The organism is Mycobacterium barrassiae (genome assembly GCF_025822765.1).
Taxonomy (GTDB): domain Bacteria; phylum Actinomycetota; class Actinomycetes; order Mycobacteriales; family Mycobacteriaceae; genus Mycobacterium; species Mycobacterium barrassiae.
The window spans coordinates 23,419-46,237 of sequence record NZ_JACKUK010000041.1; the positions used below are offsets into that span (position 1 = coordinate 23,419).

Annotated in this window: 19 protein-coding genes; 12 read left to right on the forward strand and 7 right to left on the reverse strand. The window is 65.1% G+C overall.

The annotated features are described in order from the left end of the window. Positions 1-6: 6 nt before the first annotated feature. On the reverse strand, positions 7-1,101 hold the full coding sequence (gene gcvT, locus H7J93_RS26005; RefSeq protein ID WP_267309159.1) for a glycine cleavage system aminomethyltransferase GcvT: 1,095 nt from the start codon (positions 1,099-1,101) through the stop codon (positions 7-9). Positions 1,102-1,141: 40 nt separating this feature from the next. On the opposite strand from gcvT, the gene H7J93_RS26010 reads away from it, so the two are divergent. Further along, a complete protein-coding gene (locus tag H7J93_RS26010) occupies positions 1,142-2,227 on the forward strand; it encodes an adenylate/guanylate cyclase domain-containing protein (protein ID WP_267309160.1) in 1,086 nt (361 codons plus the stop codon). 18 nt (positions 2,228-2,245) lie between these two features. Beyond that, positions 2,246-3,772 (forward strand): leucyl aminopeptidase, encoded by a 1,527-nt coding sequence (locus H7J93_RS26015; protein ID WP_267309161.1) that lies wholly within the window; start codon positions 2,246-2,248, stop codon positions 3,770-3,772. Between the two features lie 227 nt (positions 3,773-3,999). On the opposite strand, the gene H7J93_RS26020 is transcribed toward H7J93_RS26015, so the two are convergent. Both H7J93_RS26020 and H7J93_RS26025 read right to left on the reverse strand, forming a co-directional pair. Then, positions 4,000-5,775 carry an SDR family oxidoreductase gene (locus H7J93_RS26020; protein WP_267309162.1) on the reverse strand — a complete coding sequence of 592 codons (1,776 nt, stop codon included), beginning with the start codon at positions 5,773-5,775 and terminating at the stop codon, positions 4,000-4,002. Between the two features lie 37 nt (positions 5,776-5,812). Further along, positions 5,813-6,169 carry an oxidoreductase gene (locus tag H7J93_RS26025; protein ID WP_267309163.1) on the reverse strand — a complete coding sequence of 119 codons (357 nt, stop codon included), beginning with the start codon at positions 6,167-6,169 and terminating at the stop codon, positions 5,813-5,815. Positions 6,170-6,325: 156 nt separating this feature from the next. Between H7J93_RS26025 and sucB the strand changes: the two genes are divergently transcribed. Genes sucB through H7J93_RS26055 form a run of 6 tightly spaced genes read left to right on the forward strand, consistent with a single transcriptional unit; the run spans position 6,326 to position 13,316 of the window. After that, positions 6,326-8,131 carry a 2-oxoglutarate dehydrogenase, E2 component, dihydrolipoamide succinyltransferase gene (gene sucB / locus H7J93_RS26030; protein ID WP_267309164.1) on the forward strand — a complete coding sequence of 602 codons (1,806 nt, stop codon included), beginning with the start codon at positions 6,326-6,328 and terminating at the stop codon, positions 8,129-8,131. A 26-nt stretch (positions 8,132-8,157) separates the two neighbouring features. Beyond that, positions 8,158-9,066 carry a TIGR01777 family oxidoreductase gene (locus tag H7J93_RS26035; RefSeq protein WP_267309165.1) on the forward strand — a complete coding sequence of 303 codons (909 nt, stop codon included), beginning with the start codon at positions 8,158-8,160 and terminating at the stop codon, positions 9,064-9,066. 17 nt (positions 9,067-9,083) lie between these two features. Further along, a complete protein-coding gene (gene lipB / locus H7J93_RS26040) occupies positions 9,084-9,764 on the forward strand; it encodes a lipoyl(octanoyl) transferase LipB (RefSeq protein ID WP_267309166.1) in 681 nt (226 codons plus the stop codon). Beyond that, complete coding sequence (lipA, locus tag H7J93_RS26045; protein ID WP_267309167.1) at positions 9,761-10,723, forward strand: lipoyl synthase; 963 nt, start codon at positions 9,761-9,763, stop codon at positions 10,721-10,723. The genes lipB and lipA overlap by 4 nt, the downstream gene beginning before the upstream one ends. Before the next feature lie 4 nt (positions 10,724-10,727). Continuing rightward, entirely contained in the window at positions 10,728-11,480 is a 753-nt protein-coding gene (locus H7J93_RS26050; RefSeq protein ID WP_267309168.1) for a DUF4191 domain-containing protein, read from the forward strand. Positions 11,481-11,489: 9 nt separating this feature from the next. Continuing rightward, a complete protein-coding gene (locus H7J93_RS26055) occupies positions 11,490-13,316 on the forward strand; it encodes an amidohydrolase (protein WP_267309169.1) in 1,827 nt (608 codons plus the stop codon). 4 nt (positions 13,317-13,320) lie between these two features. On the opposite strand, the gene H7J93_RS26060 is transcribed toward H7J93_RS26055, so the two are convergent. Further along, entirely contained in the window at positions 13,321-13,803 is a 483-nt protein-coding gene (locus H7J93_RS26060; protein ID WP_267309170.1) for an RDD family protein, read from the reverse strand. 118 nt (positions 13,804-13,921) lie between these two features. On the opposite strand from H7J93_RS26060, the gene glnA reads away from it, so the two are divergent. Further along, entirely contained in the window at positions 13,922-15,358 is a 1,437-nt protein-coding gene (gene glnA, locus H7J93_RS26065) for a type I glutamate--ammonia ligase (RefSeq protein ID WP_267309171.1), read from the forward strand. 303 nt (positions 15,359-15,661) lie between these two features. Further along, entirely contained in the window at positions 15,662-16,621 is a 960-nt protein-coding gene (galE, locus tag H7J93_RS26070; RefSeq protein WP_267309172.1) for a UDP-glucose 4-epimerase GalE, read from the forward strand. 86 nt (positions 16,622-16,707) lie between these two features. Here the strand turns inward: galE and H7J93_RS26075 are convergent, their stop codons facing one another. Then, positions 16,708-17,694: a polysaccharide deacetylase family protein gene (locus H7J93_RS26075; protein ID WP_267309173.1), complete on the reverse strand. Its 987-nt coding sequence runs from the start codon at positions 17,692-17,694 to the stop codon at positions 16,708-16,710. A gap of 119 nt (positions 17,695-17,813) precedes the next feature. On the opposite strand from H7J93_RS26075, the gene H7J93_RS26080 reads away from it, so the two are divergent. Next, entirely contained in the window at positions 17,814-19,040 is a 1,227-nt protein-coding gene (locus H7J93_RS26080; protein WP_267309174.1) for a glycosyltransferase, read from the forward strand. Positions 19,041-19,069: 29 nt separating this feature from the next. Here the strand turns inward: H7J93_RS26080 and H7J93_RS26085 are convergent, their stop codons facing one another. Next, on the reverse strand, positions 19,070-19,837 hold the full coding sequence (locus H7J93_RS26085; protein ID WP_267309175.1) for a heparin lyase I family protein: 768 nt from the start codon (positions 19,835-19,837) through the stop codon (positions 19,070-19,072). 179 nt (positions 19,838-20,016) lie between these two features. Continuing rightward, a complete protein-coding gene (locus H7J93_RS26090; protein WP_267309176.1) occupies positions 20,017-21,276 on the reverse strand; it encodes a nucleotide sugar dehydrogenase in 1,260 nt (419 codons plus the stop codon). A 206-nt stretch (positions 21,277-21,482) separates the two neighbouring features. Between H7J93_RS26090 and H7J93_RS26095 the strand changes: the two genes are divergently transcribed. Beyond that, the gene (locus H7J93_RS26095) at positions 21,483-22,796 is read left to right on the forward strand and encodes a glycosyltransferase family 4 protein (protein WP_267309177.1); all 1,314 of its coding nucleotides are present in this window, start codon (positions 21,483-21,485) and stop codon (positions 22,794-22,796) included. Positions 22,797-22,819: the final 23 nt, after the last annotated feature.

Genomic DNA, 22,819 nt, shown 5'->3' on the forward strand with positions numbered 1-22,819 from the left:
CGCTGACTACCGAGTTTTCGCCTCCACGAACGGTGGCTTGACCACCTCACATTCGAGCGGGCGACCCCGAACGTCGACCGAAACGTGCTGTCCGTCGGCGACATCTGCGGCGCTGTCGATCAGAGCCAATGCGATTCCGACTTTCAACCCAGGCGAGAAGGTGCCGGACGTCGTCACACCGACCGGGGTATCGCCGTCGAGCACGGTGAGATCGGCACGCAGCACCCCACGACCGACGGCCTTGAGCCCGCGCAGCAGCCGCTTCGGCCCCGCCTCCTTCTCGGCCAGCAGCGCGTCGCGACCCCAGAATGCGTCCTTCTTCCAGCCGATCGCCCAGCCGCACCGCGCCTGCAGAGGTGATATCTCAAGCGACAGCTCGTGGCCGTGCAGCGGATAACCCATCTCGGTGCGCAGCGTGTCGCGGGCACCCAGACCCGCCAGCTCTCCCCCGGCCGAACCGACCGCGTCCACGAGCGCGTCGAACACCACACCGGCCTGATCCCACGGCGGCAGCAGTTCGTAGCCGTGCTCACCGGTGTAACCGGTGCGACACACCCGAACTGGGACACCGCTGAACTCGGCGTCGACATATCCCATGTAGTCCATGCCCGTCGGCAGTCCGAGCGCGCCGAGCACCTCAGGCGACTTCGGCCCCTGCACTGCCAGCACCGCGTATGACCGGTGCTCGTCGGTGATGGTGAGACCGGCCGGTGCATGTTCTTTCAGCGCGGCGACCACTGCGGCGGTGTTGGCGGCGTTGGGGACGAGAAAGATCTCGTCGTCGGAGACGTAGTAGGCGATCAGATCGTCGATCACGCCGCCAGATTCGGTGCAGCACAACGTGTATTGCGCCTTGCCCGGACCAATGCGACGGAGGTCGTTGGTCAGCGCGGAGTTCACGTACTCGGCGGCGCCGGGGCCGCGCACCAGCGCCTTGCCCAGGTGGCTGACGTCGAACAGCCCGACGGTGGTGCGCGTCGCGTTGTGCTCGGTGACGGTGCCCGCATAGGAGACGGGCATTAGCCAGCCGCCGAATTCGGCGAAACTGGCGCCAAGCTGGCGATGACGTTCCTCTAATGGGCCGGAAAGGACTTCGCTCACGGCAGTCCACAGTACGGCTGCGACTGGCACACTCACACCTGTGGTCGATTTCGACGCGCTAGAAGCCGCTGGAATCGCCAACGCGCGCGGGCGGGCGGGGCTGATCGAATACCTCGTCGGTTTGGGCTTCACCGTCGAGGAGATGGTCGAGGCCGAACGCCAGGGCCGGTTGTTCGGCCTGGCCGGCGACGCGCTGCAGGGGCCGGGGCGTCCGATCTACAGCATGCGTACGGCGGCGGAGAAGCTCGGCGTGACACTGACCGAGCTGGTGACCGTCTGGAAAGCGATGGGGCTGACGGCCACCGACCCGGACACGATTTCGCTGAGTCAGTTGGACATCGACGGGCTCGCGAAGTGGGTGGCCATCAAGGAACTCGTCGGTGACGACCCGGCGCTCGGGTTCCTGCGGATCATGGGCAATGCGCTGGCCCGCATTGCCGAGGCGGCCGGGACGATGGTGCGGATGTCACAACCCGATGTGCTGATGGCCATCAGCGGCGACGAGCTCACCACCGCGAAGGCGTATCGGTCCGTCACGGAGATCACCCACACCTTCGGTGTGTTGATGGACGTGGTGTTCAGGCACCACACCATCAGCGCCCGAACCCATTTCGAGAATGTCATCACCGACGCGTCGGCCACCGTGATATGCGGGGTGGGATTCGCGGACCTCACCGGCTTCACGCAACTGACGCAGGTGCTGAACCCCACCGACCTGTTCGAACTGCTCACCGATTTCGGCGGCTCGGTGTCGGACCTGGTGCACGCCGACGGCGGCCGTCTGGTGAAGTTCATCGGCGACGAGGTGATGTGGGTGACCACGACGCCCGACCTATTGGTCAAGGTGGCGATGGATCTGGTGGAGCATCCGCGGGCCCGCGAGACCGGCCTGAACGTACGCGCGGGGCTGGGCTACGGTCCGGTGTTGGCCATCGGCGGCGACTATTTCGGGACTCCGGTGAACCTGGCCGCCCGTCTGGTCGCGGCGGCGGCGCCCGGCCAGATCCTGGCGTCCACCGATGTCCGCGACGAGCTGTCGGCCTGGCCCGCGATCCCGCAGGAACCATTGATACTCAAGGGGTTCGACAAGCCGGTCGCAGCCTACGACCTGCACCTTTCCCGGTGAGCGATATGGTTATCGCTCGTGAGCCCAGCTAGCACCGGTTACCAGGCCCCCACCGTCACCGTCAGCTCGTCGCTGCCCAAGCGCAAGGTCGACGGCTCCGTACTGATCGTCGCCGTGGTCAGCGGGGAGGGGGACGACGCCAAGGCGACTGTCGTCGGCAACCCGTTCCTCGATGCCGAGGCCGTCGGCGAGATCGAGGTGGCGCTGGAGGCGCTGGGCGCCAAGGGCGGGCCTGACCAGGTCACCCGGGTGATCGCACCGTCGCTGCCGGTGGGCAGCGTGCTGGCGGTCGGGCTGGGTAAGGACCGCGAGAGCTGGCCGTCGGAGGTGATCCGCCGCGCCGCCGGGGTGGCCGCGCGGTCCCTCAACGGCACCGAGGCGGTGATCACCACGCTGTCGGACATCGATCTCGCCGCCGCGATCGAAGGCCTGATCCTCGGCGCCTACCGGTTCAGTGACTTCCGCAGCGAGAAGACCGCGCCCAAGGACAACGGGTTGCGCACCATCACCGCCCTGACGGCCGACACGAAGACGAAGACCAAAGAGGCGGCGACGCGTGCGACGGACATCGCGACAGCCGTGGCGACCGCGCGCGACTTCGTGAACACGCCGCCCAGTCACCTCTATCCCGCCGAATTCGCCGACCGTGCAAAGGCTTTGGGTGAGTCCGCCGGTCTCCAGGTCGAGGTGCTCGACGAGAAAGCGTTGGCCAAGGGCGGCTACGGCGGGATCACCGGCGTCGGCAAGGGGTCATCGCGCCCGCCCCGGCTGGTCCGGCTGGCGTACCGCGGCGGTAAGAGCAGGAAAGCCAAGACGGTCGCGCTGGTCGGCAAGGGCATCACGTTCGACACGGGTGGCATCTCGATCAAGCCGGCCGCCAACATGCACCACATGACCTCGGATATGGGCGGGGCGGCCGCGGTCATCGCGACCGTGGTTCTGGCGGCCAGGCAGAAGCTGCCGATCGACGTCATCGCCACGGTACCGATGGCGGAGAACATGCCGTCGGCGACGGCGCAGCGGCCCGGCGACGTGCTCACCCAGTACGGCGGCATCACCGTCGAGGTGCTCAACACCGACGCGGAGGGCAGGCTGATCCTGGCCGACGCAATCGTGCGGGCCTGCGAGGACAGCCCCGACTACCTGATCGAGACGTCGACGCTGACCGGCGCCCAGACCGTGGCACTCGGCTCGCGCACGCCGGGCGTGATGGGTAGCGACGAGTTCCGCGACCGGGTGGCCGCGCGCTCGCAGGAGGTGGGCGAGAACGGGTGGCCGATGCCGCTGCCGGAGGAACTCAAGGACGACCTCAAGTCCACCGTGGCCGACCTGGCGAACGTCAGCGGATCGCGCTTCGCCGGAATGCTGGTCGCAGGCACATATCTGCGCGAGTTCGTCGCCGACGGCGTCCAGTGGGCACACATCGACATCGCGGCGCCGGCGTACAACACCGGTGGGCCGTGGGGTTACACGGTCAAGGGCGGCACCGGGGTGCCGACGCGGACGATGTTCGCGGTGCTGGAGGACATCTCGCAGAACGGCTAGCCCGGCCTGCGCGGGTGCCACGGGTGTCGTGGGCGTGGGCGTCCCAGACGCGGTCGGCGTCCCAAACGCGGTCGGCGTCCCAGGCCAACATGCCTTCGTGCCAGCCTCTTAGCGACTTTGTCGCTCAATTACTACCGTCGAGGCCGACTTCAGCGACAAAGTCGCTACGAGGCTGGCACAACGTACATATCCCCCCCGGCCGGGTCGCGCCCCGCGAGATCGGCTGGCTACAGCACCTTTCCACGGGCGGTACTGCGCATCGCCTGCGGGAACAGGTGCGCCGCGCCGTAGACGAAGTACGCCTCGGGTGCCACCGGGCGAACGGCCTTGTTCTTCTTGACCGACGACAGAATCGCCTTGGCCACCTTGTCGGGGCCGTACCGCCGTGCAGCGAAAGCCTTTTCGATCTGCGCTCGGCGGGCATCGACCTTGTCGGCCTTGTCGGCAGGCACGTCGAACCTCGTCGTACGCACGATGTCGGTGTCGATCACACCGGGACAGATCGTCGTCAATCCAACACCGGCCTGGTCCAACTCGGCACGCAGGCAATCGCTGAACATGAATACCGCCGCCTTGCTCGTCGCGTAGGCGTTCATCGATTGCTGCGGCGAGTAGGCGGCCATCGACGACACATTGACGATATGTCCACCCGCGCCCCGCTCGACGAGTCGACGGCCAAAGGACCTGCAGCCGTTGACGACTCCACCGAAATTGATGTCGAGCACCCTGTCGTACTCCTCGGCCGGCGTATCGAGGAACATCCCGGTGTGGCCGACGCCCGCATTGTTGACGACGATGTCCGGCACGCCGTGCTCGGCACAGATCTGTTCGGCGAACCGCTCGACCGCCTCCGCGTCGGCGACATCGAGGGTGTACGCGTGAGCGACGCCGCCGCGTGCGGCGATCGCCGCCGCGGTCTCCTTGACCCCCGCCTCGTTCACGTCGCTCACCACGACCTCGGCGCCCTCTTGAGCGAAAGCCAGAGCCGTCGCGCGGCCGATGCCGCTACCCGCTCCCGTGACGGAAACCAATGTGTCGCCGAAGTATTCGCGCTTTCGCCCGACCTGCGCACGCAGCAGACCGCGGGCCGCGGGCTTTCCCTCGAGATGGTCGACCAGTTCCCGCACCGAATCCGCGATCATCGGTGCATGCGACATCGGCGCCCAGTGACCGGATTTGATGTCACGACGCCACAACCGGGGCACCCACGTCTTGATCTTGTCGTAGATGAACGGCCGCACGAATTGATCTCGGGTATTGACGATGACCTGCACCGGCACATCGACATAGTGATCTTTGCGCGCCGACCGCAGAGTGCGGAAATAGTTGGCGCCGTACACCTTCAAACTGTTGACGGCATCGGACTTGTAGGTTGCCGAGTGGTGGATCCGGTCGGCGGGAATGCCGTCGCGCACCGTCAGCGTGCGCTTGACGCCGTCGGCGATGAAGAGACGCACCGCGAGCGGCGCCAGCACGGGTATCGAGAAGAAGATCATGTACGAGAGCCGCAAGAGTTGGCTCAGCCCGCGGAGAAACTGGCGCGGACGATACGGCCGCATGAGGCTACCGATGATGAATCGGTTCATGTGATCGGCGCTCGGCCCCGAAATCGACGTGAACGACGCGACGTGATCGCTTGCGTTCGAACGGGACAGGTACTCCCACATGCCAGCCGAACCCCAGTCGTGTGCGAGCACATGCACCCGCTCGCCCGGCGTCACCGCGTCGATCACCGCGGCAAAGTCATCGGCGTAGGAGGCCATCGTGTACGACGAAACGGACTTGGGCACCGATGAGCGCCCCACCCCACGGTTGTCGTAGCGCACGATGTGGAACCGGTCGGCCAACAACGGAACGACGCCGTCCCACAGCGCATGGGAATCGGGCCAGCCGTGCACCAGAACCAGCGGAGGCCCGTCGGGGTTGCCCTCCTCGTACACCGCGATCCGGACTCCGTCGCTGCTGTCGACCAGCCGCTCGGTAACCTCCGCCGTCGCTGCCATGGCGCCTCCGCAAGTTAGTGGGACCGCTGGTACCGTATCAGCCTTCTTCCAGCTCCTGGCGGGCCGCACGTTTGCGTTCGAGCCGGCGGCGCGCGTCGTAGTCACGCATCCGCTGGGGATATCCGACCTTCTGGACGTCGTAGACCGGGATCTTGAGGTTCTCCGACAGCCGGCGAGCCCCGGCTTCTCCCCCTGCGCGCCGCCTGGTCCATTCGCCGTCGTGGGCGACCAGCACGACCGTGAGGTCGGTGACGGTGGTTCGCGGTTCGACGAAGGCCTCGACGCCGTGGTGGTCGGCCACCCATTGGCGGAGGTACCTCAGATCCGCGGCCGGGTCGTTCCCGCCGCTGTTCCGTTTGCGCGCACCGCGCGTGAACCTGTCGAACAAACCCACCGTGGGTGTTATCCCTTCTTCCCCCTCGGCTAACTCTTTCGATAGTGCCAGAGCAACGGGTCGTCGAGTCCGCGACGAACTGTTGGTACGAACGTGACAGGATGGGAACAGTTACATCGACCACCTGCGACAGACCGTTCGAGGGAGCCCAACCACATGGCCATCTCCGTTCAGATGCCCGCACTCGGCGAGAGCGTTACAGAGGGGACTGTGACCCGCTGGCTCAAGCAAGAGGGAGACACTGTCGAACAGGATGAGCCACTGCTCGAGGTCTCCACCGACAAGGTCGACACCGAGATCCCCTCGCCCGCGGCCGGTGTGCTGCAGAAAATCGTCGCCCAGGAGGACGACACCGTCGAGGTCGGCGGCGAGCTGGCGATCATCGGTGAGGCGGGTGAGTCCAGCGGAGGCGACTCCGGGGCGGACGAGGAGCCGGCCGAAGAACCCGCCGAGGAACCGGTCGAAGAGGAGAAGCCCGCCGAGGAACCTGCCGCGCAGGAGGCACCCGCCGCCGAGGAGCAGGAAGCAGCGCCCGAACCCGCCGCCAAGCCGGCGGCCAAGTCGTCGGGCTCGGCGACCCCGGTGCTGATGCCCGAGCTGGGCGAATCGGTGACCGAGGGCACGGTGACCCGGTGGCTGAAGAAGGTCGGCGACTCGGTCGAGGTGGACGAGCCGCTGGTCGAGGTATCGACGGACAAGGTCGACACCGAGATCCCGTCGCCGGTGGCCGGAACGCTGGTGTCGATCACCGCCGAGGAGGACGACACCGTCGAGGTCGGTGGCGAGCTGGCCAAGATCGGCGACGCGGACGCCGCTGCCGAGGCCGCACCGGCGCCCGAACCCGAACCGGAGCCGGAGCCGGAGAAGAAGCCCGAGCCGAAACCCGAACCCGCCCAGGAAGCTAAGCCGGAACCCGAACCCAAGCCAGAACCCAAACCGGAACCCAAACCGGAACCCAAACCCGAGCCCAAGCCGGAACCGAAAGCCGAGCCGGCCGCGGAGGCACCGTCGGGTGACGGATCGCCGTACGTCACCCCGCTGGTGCGAAAGCTCGCCGCGGAGAACGACATCGACCTGGCGTCGGTGAAGGGCACCGGCGTCGGCGGACGGATCCGCAAGCAGGACGTCCTCGCAGCGGCCGAGGCCAAGAAGGCTCCGGCTGCCGCGCCTGCGGCCCAGGCACCGTCGAGCGCACCCGCGCCGAAGGAGGCGCCCGCACCCGCGCCCGCCCTGGCGCATCTGCGCGGCACCACCCAGAAGGCCAACCGGATCCGTCAGCTCACCGCGAAGAAGACCCGCGAATCCCTGCAGGCCACAGCGCAATTGACGCAAACCCACGAGGTCGACATGACCAAGATCGTGGCGCTGCGTGCGCGCGCGAAGAACGAGTTCGCGGAGCGGGAAGGCGTCAACCTGACGTACTTGCCGTTCATCGCCCGCGCGGTGATCGACGCGTTGAAGGCCCATCCGAACATCAACGCCAGCTACAACGAAGAGACCAAGGAGATCACCTACTACGACGCCGAACACCTCGGGTTCGCCGTCGACACGGAGCAGGGTCTGCTCTCCCCCGTGGTCAAGAACGCCGGCGATCTGTCGCTGGCCGGGCTGGCACGCGCGATCGTCGACATCGCGGAGCGCGCGCGCTCGGGCAACCTCAAGCCCGACGAGCTGTCCGGCGGCACGTTCACCATCACCAACATCGGCAGCCAGGGCGCACTGTTCGACACGCCGATCCTGGTGCCGCCGCAGGCGGCGATGCTGGGCACCGGCGCGATCGTCAAGCGGCCTCGGGTGATCGTCGACGATTCCGGCAACGAGTCGATCGGTGTGCGGTCCATCTGCTACCTGCCGCTGACCTACGACCACCGCCTGATCGACGGTGCCGATGCCGGACGTTTCCTGACCACCGTCAAGCGCCGCCTCGAGGAAGGCGCATTCGAGGCCGACCTGGGCCTGTAAAGCACAAGGAAGGACTGGCGCCCGTCGTGTCCGACGCCGTCATCGCGATCGCCGGATCATCCGGTCTGATCGGCTCCGCACTGGTCTATGCCCTCAGAGCCACCGACCGGCGAGTGTTGCGAATCGTGCGCCGCGCGCCGTCCAACGCCGACGAGCTGTTCTGGAACCCCGACACCGGCGAGTTCGACCCAAGCGCGTTGGAAGGGGTCGACGCCGTGGTGAACCTGTGCGGCGTCAACGTCGGGGAGAAGCGATGGTCGGGTGCGTTCAAGCAGAGCCTGCGCGACAGCCGGATCGGGCCGACCGAAGTGCTGTCCTCGGCAGTCGTCGACGCCGGTGTTCCCGTGCTGATCAACGCCAGCGCGGTCGGCTACTACGGCGACACCGGCAGCCGCGTCGTCGACGAGGCCGCTCCTCCGGGGACCGGCTTTTTGGCGCAGCTCTGCCGGGACTGGGAGGCCGCGACCGCACCGGCCGAGAGCGACGGCGCCCGCGTGGTGCTGCTGCGCACCGGCCTGGTGCTGACCGAGGCCGGCGGTGTGCTCGGCCGCCTGAAGAGGCTGTTCTCCCTTGGCCTCGGCGCGCGGCTGGGCAGCGGACGCCAGTACATGCCGTGGATCAGCCTGGAGGACCAGGTGCGCGCGGTGCTCTTCGCGATCACGCACGACGAGTTGGCGGGCCCGGTGAACGTGACCGGCCCGGCGCCGGTCACCAATGCGGAGTTCACCGCCGCGATGGGCCGCGCCGTGAATCGGCCGACACCGCTGATGGTGCCCGGCTTCGCGCTGCGGGCCGCGTTCGGCGAATTCGCCGACGAGGGCCTGCTCGGCGGTCAGCGCGCGATCCCCGCCGCCCTGGAACGGGCCGGGTTCGAGTTCCACCACAACACAATCGGCGAGGCGCTGGCATTCGCGACCGCGCCCAAAGCCAGCTAGCGCGTAACGTCACAGATATGGCGCCAGTGTCCATTCGGTCGGTGAACACACCTGTCGACGTACGCCGCCTGGGCACCCTCGACTACGAGCAGGCCTGGCAGCTACAGCGCGAACTGGCCGAAAAACGCATCGCCGGTGGCCCCGACACCCTGCTGCTGCTCGAACACCCGCCGGTGTACACCGCGGGCAAGCGCACACTGCCCAGCGAAAGGCCGGGCGCGCCCGACATCCCCGTCATCGACACCGACCGCGGCGGCAAGATCACCTGGCACGGCCCGGGACAGCTGGTCGGCTATCCCGTGATCGGACTGGCCGAACCTTTGGATGTGGTGAATTTCGTTCGGCGCCTTGAGGAATCGCTTATCAAGGTATGCGCGGACCTCGGCGTGGAGACCCGTAGGGTCGAGGGCCGCTCCGGGGTGTGGGTGCCTGCCGACTCACGCGGCCCGGCGCGCAAGGTGGCCGCGATCGGCATCCGGGTGTCGCGGGCGACGACGCTGCACGGGTTCGCGATCAACTGCGACTGCGACCTCTCGGCGTTCTCCGCGATCGTGCCGTGCGGCATCTCCGACGCCGGGGTCACGTCGTTGACCGCCGAACTGGGCCGATCGGTGAGCGTCTCCGACGTCATCGAACCGGTGGCCGCAGCTGTCTGTGACGCTCTCGACGGCCGCCTGTCGGTAGCATTGACGCAGTGACAGTCGCGCCTGAAGGTCGGAAACTGCTGCGTCTCGAGGTCCGTAATGCCGAGACGCCGATCGAGCGCAAGCCACCGTGGATCAAGACCAGGGCCAAGATGGGCCCCGAGTACCAGGAACTCAAGGCCTTGGTGCGGCGTGAAGGTCTGCACACCGTCTGCGAAGAGGCCGGTTGCCCGAACATCTTCGAATGCTGGGAGGACCGCGAGGCCACCTTCCTCATCGGCGGCGAACAGTGCACCCGTCGTTGCGACTTCTGCCAGATCGACACCGGCAAGCCCGCCGAACTCGACCGTGACGAGCCGCGCCGTGTCGCGGAAAGCGTGCAGGCGATGGGGCTGCGCTATTCGACGGTGACCGGAGTCGCCCGCGACGACCTTCCCGACGGCGGCGCGTGGCTGTACGCCGAGACGGTGCGTGCGATCAAGGAACTCAACCCCAACACCGGAGTCGAGTTGCTGATCCCCGACTTCAACGCCGACCCGAAGCTGTTGGCCGAGGTTTTCGCCTCACGCCCAGAAGTGTTGGCGCACAACGTCGAAACGGTGCCGCGCATCTTCAAACGGATCCGGCCCGCGTTCCGTTATGAACGCAGCCTCTCGGTGCTGACCGCCGCTCGCGCCGACGGTCTGGTCACCAAGTCCAACCTCATTCTCGGCATGGGCGAAACGCCCGACGAGGTTCGCGCCGCGCTGACCGATCTGCACGCCGCGGGCTGCGACCTCGTCACCATCACGCAGTATCTGCGGCCGTCGGTGCGACACCATCCGGTGGAGCGCTGGGTCAAGCCCGAGGAGTTCGTCGAGCACGAACGCTTCGCCCAGGAACTCGGCTTCGCCGGTGTGCTGGCGGGGCCGCTGGTGCGCTCGTCGTACCGGGCGGGGCGACTGTACGCGCAGGCGGTCCGTTCGCGGCAGCCGGAAGCCGACGCAGCCGCAATTTCCGACTCCGTATCCTGAACCAATGGCGAAATCCCGCAACCCTGCCGAGGTCAAGGCCGCCAAGGCTGAGGCAAAGGCGGCCCGCAAGGCGGCATCCAAGGAGCGACGCAGCCAGCTCTGGCAGGCGTTCCAGATACAGCGCAAAGAGGACAAGCGGCTGCTGCCCTACATGATCGGCGCGTTCGTGCTGATCGTGGCGGGCTCGGTGGCGCTCGGAATCTTCGCGGGCGGCTTCACCACATACATGATGATTCCGCTGGGCGTGGTCCTGGGCGCGCTGGTGGCGTTCATCATCTTCGGCCGTCGCGCCCAGAAGTCGGTGTACCGCAAGGCCGAGGGCCAGACCGGCGCCGCGGCGTGGGCGCTGGAGAACCTGCGCGGTAAGTGGCGCGTCACCCCCGGCGTCGCGGCCACCGGCCACTTCGACGCGGTGCACCGGGTGATCGGCCGTCCCGGCGTGATCTTCGTGGGTGAGGGATCGCCCAGCCGGGTCAAGCCGCTGCTGGCCCAGGAGAAGAAGCGCACCGCGCGGCTGGTCGGCGACACCCCGATCTACGACATCGTCATCGGCAACGGCGAGGGCGAGGTTCCGCTGGCCAAGCTGGAACGCCACCTGAACAAGCTGCCGGCCAACATCACCGTCAAGCAGATGGACGCGGTCGAATCGAAGCTGGCCGCGCTCGGCACCAAGATCGGCCCCGCGGCGATGCCGAAGGGTCCGTTGCCCACCCAGGCCAAGATGCGCGGCGTCCAACGCACCGTACGCCGCAGATAACGGCACTCGGTGTGCACTGCATGCGAATGGGCGCCTCATTTCGCCGCATTCGGTAACCGCACGCACCTCACGCGTCGCACGCTGCTGACGGCGGCCGCGATCACGGCCGCGGTGACGGCCGCCAGTGCCTGTTCGATGCAGCCCGACCCCGGGACGCCGGACACCTCCGCCGGCCTCGCCGACGAGCCCGACCGCGCCGACTTCGTGTTCCGCAACGGCCCGATCTACACGGTCTCCCCCGCGACACCGTGGGCCGAAGCCGTCGCCGTCACGGGGAACACGATCACGTACGTGGGCGACGAGGCGGGGGCGATGGCACTCGCCGGACCGTCGACCAAGGTCATCGACCTGGGCGGTCGGCTGCTGATGCCCGGGTTCGTCGAGGGCCACATCCATCCGTTCCTCGGCGCGTTCCTGACCACCGGCGTCGACCTGCAGGTCCCCACGGGCGCCGACGCGCTGGCCGCGATCGAGAAGTACGCCAAGGAGAATCCCGACGGTCCCGTCCGCGGATTCGGTTGGCGGGTGGACATGTTCGGCCCGGAGGGGCCCACCCGCGCCGACCTGGACCGCGTCCTGCCCGACCGGCCCGGCTTCTTCTTCGCCATCGACGGCCACAGCCTGTGGGCCAACAGCAAGGCACTCGAGATCGCCGGGGTCAGCCGCGAATCCGAAGACCCCATCCCCGGGTTCAGCTATTACGTCCGCGACGAGAACGGTGAACCCACCGGCTACGTGCTCGAGGTGGACGCCGTCCTCGGCATCGTCAACGTCATCGAGCCGATCGGCCCCGACACCATGGAAACCCTGCTGCGCGCCTGGCTGCCCAAGGCGTCCGAGGCGGGGATCACGTCGGTCTTCGACGCCGGGGTGCCGCCCATCGGCAACGACCAGGGCGCGTTGATCAGCCTGTACACCGACGTCGAGAAGGCCGGCGATCTGCCGTTCCGGGTCGTCGCGTCCTACAGCGTGAAGTCGCCACCGGTCGACGACGCGGTCGCGAAGCTGACCGGCATCCGCGACCGGATCTCGACCGAACTGGTCCAGGTCGGTGTGGTGAAGATCATCGGCGATGGCACCCAGGAGGGCTACACGGCCTGGTTGATCGAGCCCTACGCCGACAAACCCGACTCCATCGGCGGGTCACCGTTCACCGAAGACCAATGGCGCCAACTCATCCGGGAGGTCGACGCCGCGGGGTTCGACGTGCACGTGCACGCATGCGGTGAGCGCACCGCCCGCACCGCGCTGGACTCGATCGAGGCGGCTATCGCCGCGAACCCGGCCCGGGACCGGCGACACACGGTGGCGCATCTGGTCTACGTCGAGGACCCCGACGCCCGACGGTTCGGCGAGCTCGGCGTCATCGCCCAGTTCTCGGCGAACTGGATCTCGGCTGACCCCGATACCGTCGAGAACCTGGCCGCGCGGTACGGCCGGCCGCGGCAGGACCTCCTTTATCGCACCCAGGACGTCCTCAAGTCGGGCGGACGGATCTCGCTGGGCACCGACTGGCCGGCGGCGGGCTACTTCTCCACCTACAAGCCGCTGGACTCGATCCAGATCGGGGTGACGCGCCAACTCATCGGGTCAGCGGACGAGCCGGTGCTGGCGCCCGCCGATCAGCGGTTGTCGGTCGCCGAGGCGGTGCATGCGAACACCCTCGGAGCCGCCTACCAGATCCGACTTGACGACAAGGTGGGCTCGCTGGAGACCGGCAAGCTCGCCGACATGATCGTCCTGGACAAGAACATCCTGGAGATCGATCCGCACGAGATCCACCAGGCGAAGGTGACGATGACCATGATGAACGGCCAGATTCGCCACGAGGCCTGACGGATCAGCGTCTGACGACGGCCGTGTTGGTGAAGCGGTCCTGATAGCCACGCAGATCGCTGTCGGTGAACAGAGCCGGGATGACGAAGAACACCAGAATCCCCCGCACCGTCGCGCGGCCAAGGCCCACGTGCATGCGGTTGTCCACGGAGGCCACGCGCAATCCCAGTGCCAGCTGACCGGGCGTGAATCCGAACAGCCGTACCGAAATGATGCCGAGCACCAGCCAGACCACCGCGATCGACGTCGAACCCAGCGGGGTGTAGAGGAAGTTCTCCTGGCTCATCAGGCCAAGCGCGACGACCAGCCCGACGAGGCCGTACGCGATGAACCAGTCGATCAACAGCGCCGCGATACGCCTGCCGAACCCGGCAATCGAGCCAGGGCCGGACGGGGGAAGGCCGAGGCGTTGACCGGGATAATCGTTGGGTCCTGATTGGCCACCGGGTTCGGACCCCGACAGCCAGGACCCCAGTGGGCGGGCCATACTGTCAGGATATGCGGGGCCCGATTGCGTAACTTCGGCGCAACATGCGGTTGACGGTGGTGCAACATCGTGTCCTTAGCGTCAACGCGCGGGTTACCAGATATAAGGAGAGTTATCAGTGGCAGAAAAGACGGCCGACGACGTCATTAAGTTGATCAAGGATGAGGAAGTCGAGTACGTCGACATCCGGTTCTGCGATCTGCCCGGCGTGGTCCAGCACTTCTCGATCCCGGCATCCGCATTCGACGAGAGTGTCTTCGAAGACGGTTTGGCGTTCGACGGTTCCTCGGTGCGTGGCTTCCAGTCGATCCACGAGTCCGACATGATGCTCTTGCCCGACCCGGAGACCGCGCGCATCGACCCGTTCCGCTCGGCGAAGACGGTCAACATCAACTTCTTCGTGCACGATCCGTTCACCCGCGAGGCCTACTCGCGCGACCCGCGCAACGTGGCCCGCAAGGCGGAGAACTACCTCGCCAGCACCGGCATCGCCGACACCGCCTACTTCGGTGCCGAGGCCGAGTTCTACATCTTCGACTCGGTGAGCTTCGACTCGAAGATGAACGGCACGTTCTACGAGATCGACTCCGAAGCCGGCTGGTGGAACACCGGCGAGCCGGTCGAGGCCGACGGCAGCGCCAACCGTGGTTACAAGGTGCGCCCCAAGGGCGGGTACTTCCCCGTCGCACCGTATGACCACTTCGTCGACCTGCGCGACCAGATCACCACGAACCTGCAGAACGCCGGCTTCGAGATCGAGCGCGGCCACCATGAGGTGGGTACGGCCGGCCAGGCGGAGATCAACTACAAGTTCAACACGCTGTTGCACGCGGCCGATGACCTGCTGCTGTTCAAGTACATCGTGAAGAACACCGCATGGGCGGCGGGCAAGACGGTGACGTTCATGCCCAAGCCCCTGTTCGGCGACAACGGCTCCGGCATGCACGCCCATCAATCGCTGTGGAAGGACGGCGAGCCGCTGTTCCACGACGAGTCCGGATACGCCGGCCTGTCGGACACCGCGCGCCACTACATCGGCGGCATCCTGCACCACGCGCCGTCGCTGCTGGCGTTCACCAACCCGACGGTGAATTCCTACAAGCGCCTGGTGCCGGGCTACGAGGCCCCGATCAACCTGGTGTACAGCCAGCGCAACCGGTCGGCCGCGGTGCGTATCCCGATCACCGGCAACAACCCGAAGGCCAAGCGCCTCGAGTTCCGTGCGCCGGACAGCTCGGGTAACCCGTACCTGGCGTTCGCGGCCATGATGATGGCCGGGCTCGACGGCATCAAGAAGAAGATCGAGCCGCTGGCCCCGGTCGACAAGGACCTCTACGAGTTGCCGCCGGACGAGGCCGCCAACATCCCGCAGGCCCCGACCTCGCTGTCCGCGGTGATCGACAAGCTCGAGGAGGATCACGAATACCTCACCGAGGGTGGCGTTTTCACCGAGGACCTGATCGAGACCTGGATCTCCTACAAGCGGGAGAACGAGATCATGCCGGTGCAGATCCGTCCTCACCCCTACGAGGTTGCGCTGTATTTCGACGTGTAACGAGTGATTTCGGCGTAGTTGGTAACAGTCAGTGTGGCCAACTACGCCTCGATCGCTGATCGCCGCCCGGTGATCGTTTGACGATGACCCAGAACCTCGACGCGAGGCCAGCTGGTTTGTCTTCTCCCGACACAGTCGGACTCTTCACTGCGCATCGCAGCGTTGATCGCCTCCGGCCAGACGGCGGTTTCCCACGTCTGGGAGTTTGCGTTCTGCTGGTGGCCGCCCTGGGTTGCTCGATGTGGTCTCATGAATGAGGCCGTCGGCCCTCCATCGGATCGCGTTCAGCCCTAGGAGTTTGCGGTGAGAGTCTTGGTGACGGGTGGAGCAGGATACATTGGAGCACACGTAGTCAGGGCGCTGCAGCAGGCGGGGCATAACGTCGCCGCCCTCGACGACCTCTCCACCGGAAGTCGTAGCCGCCTCGCTTCCGACATTGCGCTGTTCGTTGGTTCTGTGCTCGATGACGGCTTCGTCGAATCGTCATTGCGTGCACATTCCGCGGAGGCCGTCGTGCACATCGCAGCAAAGAAGGCCGTGGAAGAGTCCATTGCCGATCCACTGAAGTACTACAACGAAAACGTAATCGGCATGCATAGGGTGCTGTCCGCAATGGTCGCCGCCGGAACAACGCGCATTCTGTTCTCCTCTAGCGCAGCGGTTTACGGAGTCGTTTCGGACAGTCCGGTGATCGAGACCTCGCCGACCGTTCCATCGTCGCCGTACGGTTGGACGAAATTGATGGGCGAGCAGATGATTCGCGACGTCGCGGCGGCGCATCGGATCAGCTGGTCGGCGCTGCGATATTTCAATGTGGCCGGTACCGCCGAACCGAGGATGGCCGACCGAGGCGAGAACAATTTGATTCCAAGGGTATTCAGGGCGATCACCTCGGGTGTGCGTCCCAAGATCTACGGCAATACCTATCCGACTCCAGACGGAACGTGCATCCGCGACTACGTCCATGTCGAGGACGTCGCGGATGCGCACGTAGCCGTCATCAACCATATGGTGACCACCGACTTAGCCGACACATATAACGTCGGTACCGGTACCGGCACTAGCGTCCTCGAGGTCATGACCGCGACACGACAGGTGACAGGCATCGAATTCTCGTGCGACATCACCGCGCCGAGGCCTGGTGACCCCGCCCAAGTAGTTGCCGACCCGGGGCTGATACGTGACGAACTAGGTTGGGAATCAAGACATGATCTAGCCAGCGCCGTCGAGAGCGCTTGGCGCGCATGGTCAGATGCGGACTAGCTGAGCTTCCAAGAGGCGCTCCGCCAGCTCGCCGGCGCGCCTCACGTGCGCTTCGTCCATACCCCTCCAAACGCGACGAACAGTGGTCAGGTCAGCGCGCCGGAGGTCAGCAACCGGAAGCGGGCGAACGACAGGTCGCTGCCAATGCCCAGCCTCGGCAGGGCTAGCGGATCGCTGTCGCGGTCGGCGAAGCCCTCGACGGTCGACAGCGCCCACCGCACGCCGCGGCGGCGCAGCGCCTGCTTGGCGCGGTCGTCGAAATCCTGTACGCGGCCGTTGGGATAGGCGAAAACTCTTGGCGCGCGGCCGGTCTCCTCCTGCAGCGCATCGCAGGAGTCGTCAATCTCGCGCTGTACCTTCTCGTCCGGGCACCGCGCGAGGATCGGGTGGGTCACGGTGTGCGGGTACAGGGTGACCCGCCCGTCGGCAGCAAGCGCGCGGGCCTGCGACCAGGAGAGCATCTCAAACGGCCCGGGATCGTTGTCGGCCTGCTGCCCGAGGGTGCCGATCAGCCACTCGGTCCGCTCGATCCGCTGGTTGTCGGGCAGTGCTTTGAGCCGATTCACCGCCGCGGCGTACACCTTTCCGCGGCGGGCGGCGCTGCCGAGAGGGTGTGCGCCCAAGCCCAGGGTGGTCAGATCAACCTCGGTGTGTTCCGTGCGGGCGAACGCCAGCCACAACCGGTCGGGCCACAGCGTCTCACAGGTGCCCATCGGCCCGGTGGCCAAGAAAACTGCTGCCGGTAGCCCGAGGCTGCGCAGGATGGGCGCGGCCTGTGTGGCGAGGTTACGGGTTCCGTCGTCGAACGTCAGCGTTGCTGCCCGGTCCGGAAGAGTCCCCGTTTCAAGCTGCCCCAGCGCCTCCTCGAGCGGAAGGACCCGATAAACCTGTCGGACGTACTCGAGTTGCCGGCGAAAGGCGGTGGCATCGAGAACATGCCAGCATGGCGGTATCAACGTTGTGGGCTCGACACCGTGATACATCAGAATCGCCAGCTGACCTCGACGGTGCCGCCGCGCGATTGCCGGCACTCCAGTCGCGCACAGCAGCCGCGCCACCGCTTCTTTTGCCAACGTCATCCCCTTCGGCCAGAGATGTCGAAATCTGCAAAACATACCAAACGCCACCTGCGCACATACGCGTGCGATAGACAGGGATTTGGCGTATCCGCCATCCGGGGAGATGCAACCAGATGACCCATGAACAGAGTTCGACGCCCGATTCCGACCTGCCGATCCGCGTGATGATGGTGCTCGACTCGTTCAGCTTCGGGGGCGCAGAGAACCTGGTCGCCGAACTGGGCCGGCACGCGTCTGCTTCACTGGATATCTCGGTCGCCAGCCTACAACCTGCTGGCCAGGGCAGTAACCAGCTGCTGGACCGCCTTACCGAGTCGGGCCTGAAACCGACGTTTCTGGGTATGCGCCGGCTGCTTGACCCGGTGGGCTTCATGCGGGTCGTTCGCGCGATTCGGCAGGCGCCCGTCGACGTCGTGCACGCGCATCTTGGCTACGCCGCGATCGTCGTTCCAATAGCCGCGCGCCTGGCCGGCAAGCCGGCCGTCGCCACCCTGCACGTCAATCCTCCGCACCGGCTGCGGGGTGGTGAGTGGCTCAAGGAGCGGCTGTCCATCCGGGTGCCCGCGCGTCTGGGGCGGCTTGTCCTGATCTCCCAGCACGCCCGCGAGGAGTTCGCCCAACGACACGGCCCGGCACGCGACACCTGGCGAGTGATCCCCAACGGCGTCGACACGACGAGCTATGCGCCGCGGCCGAGGGCCCAATCGGTCGATGCCCCGGTGTGGGCGTGCGTCGCCGCGATGCGTCCGGACAAGAACCATGTCGGTCTGGTGCGGGCCTGGGCAGCCGTGGTGGCCGCACACCCGCGCGCGACCTTGCTCATCGTCGGGGACGGCCCGAGCCGGGAGGCCACAGAAGCCGCGATCGAAGAGCTCGGCCTGATCGCCAACGTGCGCATGCTGGGACGCCGCGAGGACGTGGTCGACATCCTGCACGGCGTGGACGGGGTGGTATCGGCATCCATCGACGAGGCGCTGCCCACGGCATTGATCGAAGCTGCCGCGTGCGGACTGCCAGTAGTGGCGGCCGACGCCGGCGGCACCCGCGAGATCGTGATCGATGGGGTTACCGGGCGGCTGGTGCCGATCAGCGACGACGAGGCGCTGACCGCGGCGCTACTGGACGTGATCGACCACCCGGAGCGAGCCGAGGAGTTCGGCAGGGCGGGACGCGATCTCATCGAGAACCGGTATGCGTTGTCGACATGGGTCGACAACCTGACGGACCTGTATGCCGAAGTGATTGCCGAGCGGGGGAAGCGCCGATACCCGCGGCGACGGTGCGCGGGGGTGGCGGGGATGACAAAACGCGATGGTCCGGGACGATCCTGCCCTACTTAGAGGATGACTCCCTCCGGCACGGCTCAGCGTCAAACCCATCCGCCCGGCGGTTTGACGACAGCCAACGGCCTGACTATTCGCGCCGATAAATCTGCGCGACCCCACTCGATGTTGGCGTGGTAAAGAACGGCCGGGTCATCCACATTGTGCTGGTAGATCCCCCAATGGGGATATGCGAGGGGGCCGTCGTCGTTGTAGTAGCCGATTGCAGTGTCAACATCAACGATCCGTTTGCCGTCCAACCATACATCCAGGTGACCGTCTCTACCAAGCAGGCCCGCTACCACCACATTGTGCGCGACGCCATCGGTGGGGCGACTCTTCGAATAGTGGATCACATTGCGGCTGGGGTCGTCGTCGGATCGTGTCGACACGATGAAATCGCCGTCCCGCAACTCGATGGCGAATAGTGGTGAGCGACCCGCTACGGTGTCCACGGAATGCCATTGGTGAATGATGTGGTGGTAGGGACTGGGAATTTCGCCGTCGGCGTCGAACGGTAGGTGGTCGGGCCCGACCACGAAGGAGAATGAGGACCATAGGGTTTCGCCGGAATTGTATTTCTCACCTTTCGAAACGAGTTCAGATCGGCGATTATTATTCGCTTCATCACCACTCCAGCCGAAATCATTATTACGCACCTCAAACCGATAGACGTCGCGGGCTGGAATGGAAAAGGCATAGTCCTTTTCCACCGCTGATACGCTCATCGGCTGCGAATCAATGACCAAATTTTCCGTAGCATTACGCGGAAGCCCTGTGCCAGAATTCACACTGACCTCCGCAGGGGTCCCCATGGGAGGGTTGCTAGGCATTACAGTCGCGACAAGGGCGAGTGCGAACACCCCTATCGTAGGGGCCAGCGCCCGACCAGCGAGGATTTTTCCCCTCACCCGCTTGATGGTAGTTCCAGTCTGGGAAATTGCCCAGACGGATTCGCGCAAGAATGGCAACGAGCGGTCATGCAACTGCTTGGCTACGCTAAGCGCTTGACGTCTACGGTTCGGACCGCTTTCAGCGAGTACTCAGCAGCTGTACCTCGGGTGTCGATTACCAAATCCCATTCACCACTCTCCGCTTCCGCTTGATCCACGAGAAGTTGCCGTATGAACGGTGAATTGGACAACACTCCTAGGTTCTGCCCCATGAGGTTCTCTGGCGCAACGTGTGGATCAAAAATCGACAACTGATATCCGGCCGTGATCAGCATGCGGGCCAGGTCGACATTCGGGCTTTCGCGTAAGTCGTCAGTATTGTCCTTAAAGGCGATCCCGACCATCAATACACGCGATCCATGGTTCAGCCCGCGGGTCGCGTACTCGAATATAAACGACTTGTGAGCTTCATTTGACGCGGTAAGAGAGTCGATGAGATGGGTGAATCCGCCCGACATCCGGGAGATGTGCTGCAACGCCCGAACGTCTTTCGGCAGGCATGACCCACCGAAGGCGCCTCCTGGTCTGAGATAGAGCGGTGAGATATTCAGCTTGGTATCCGAGATAAAGATCTTATGAATTTCGGATGCACTGATGCCCAATTGGATACACAAGCGCCCGATCTCGTTGGCAAAGGCCGTCTTGACCGCGTGGAATGTATTGTCGACGAACTTCGTGATCTCGCTCTCCCGGTACTTCACATAGAAGACAGGCGCATCGATGGTTTCATTGACCCTGTCGAGCACGACACAACGACCCCCAGTCGCTGTTCCAATCACGATCTTGGGAGGGTGGAAGAAATCCTCGACAGCGGACGACTCGCGCAGGAATTCTGGGTTGTATACGAGCTCGATGCGTGAAGTCTCCTCGTCGAGCACACTTGTGATAATCGGCCGTATCAGTTCCTCGATGGTCCCCGGACGGATTGTCGACCGATACGCAACGGTGAGCTTGCTGCCCGGGTGTGCCTTCACTAGATCGGCTAGTTGGCGCGAGACTTCGGCGATGTGGGTCATGTTGTGCGATCCGTCCGCTGCGCTCGGCGTTCCCACGCAAACGATGACGAGTTCGCACTCGGCGACTTCCGGGACGAGAGTTGTAGAGGCCGTGATCAACCCATCGGTGCGCGCGCGCGAAACCAGGTCGTCCACCCCCGGCTCGGTAATCGGTGAGCGACCGTCGAGAATCGCCTTCACCTTCGTCTCATTCGGATCTATGCCGATCACGTCATGCCCCTGGCTTGCCAGGCACGCGGCAGCAGTGGTGCCGACGTACCCAAGGCCCAAGACGGCGATCTTCACGGCTCCCCCTCACCCAGGTCGCGTCGAGGATAGCGCCGGTCGTTTCCACCAAGGTGCCGTACGAGCAGAAAGGCGGTGTACGAGTCGGGTCTTGATCGTTTGACCACAATCGAATTCGAAGCAATCATGACCACACCGGCCAATCGGGCGGGGTGACCGAGACTGTCACCTGATCGTCCAGCGGACCCAGCCTGAGAGGAGGCATCGTGGGCGACGGCCAATTGCCGAAAGTGATGGACTGCGAATCCGCACCGCAATCCCTGCGAATCGCGTTGGTCTACAGCCGCATTCCGTTCCCCATGATGCGGGGCGATCAGATGACCGTGGCGCACCTCATCAGCTTTCTTGCTCAGCGCGGCCACGCCGTCGACCTGTACACCCTAGCCGTCGACGGTCAGTTGGACGAAAAGCAGGCGCAGTGGTTGAAGCAAGCATGCCGCAAGATTCACATCTATCCTCAGCCTTGGTACGCGAAGCTGGCCGGGCTCACGCTCGGATCATTCTCTCTGTTGCCTCTCCAGGTGAGCATGTTCCGCAATCACAGCCTGAAGCGTGATCTTGCCCGGGCAATCGAATCCGGCAACTACGACATCGTGTACTGCTATTACCCTCGCACGGCGCCGGCGATTCCCACCGCCGTGAAGACGATGCCGGCCACCGCGTCGTTCCTTGCGCTCCAACTGTCGCAGACGCTCAACACGAAACGGATGGCCGATAATGAGCGCAGTCTGCTGATGCGGTGGGTCTATCGCCTTGAGACCGTCGTGATGGGGCGATACGAGGCCAGAGTTTGGCAGGATTTCAACAAGGTGGTCCTCATCGGACCTGCCGACGTCACGGCGATCAAGGAGCAATGTCGCAAACACGGTCAACCGGAAATCGACAACTGGATCTACGGAGCGCACGGTACCGACACCAGCAAGTTTGTCGCCGCTCGTCCGAACGAGGTCGTGCCGGGCCGCGTGATCTTTTCCGGGTCAATGCTTTACCCGCCAAACATCCAGGCAGTCCTCTGGTTCGTCCAGAACGTGTGGCCGACAGTACGCGCTGAAGTACCTGATGCGACCTTCGTGATCCAAGGCCGTGATCCAGCACCGGCGTTGCTGAAGTTGGACGGAAGAAAAGGCATTTGGGTGACCGGCACGGTACCTGACGTGGGTGTGCTCATTCGATCGGCACAGGTCTGCGTCAACCCGATGCGCGCCGCCGGTGGCATGCAGAACAAGTTGATCGAGTACATGGCATCTGGCAAAGCCGTAGTCGCCTCGTCCGTGGCGAACGAGGGTATCCGGGCGCCCCAGGAGACGGTGGTCATCGCCGATGATCCAGATCCGTTCGCTGATGCTGTGATTCGACTATTGAGAGATCCCGAGTCAGCTGAGAGGTTGGGCACTGCAGCACGCCAGTATGTGCTTTCCGAATGGACCTGGGAGAAGCACTTCTTGGATCTGGAACTCGCGTTCTACGCAGCGTGCGCTGAACCGCCGGACCTGCTTGACACAAGAAGCAGCAATCTATGAGCACGACATCCTAGAAGCACGCT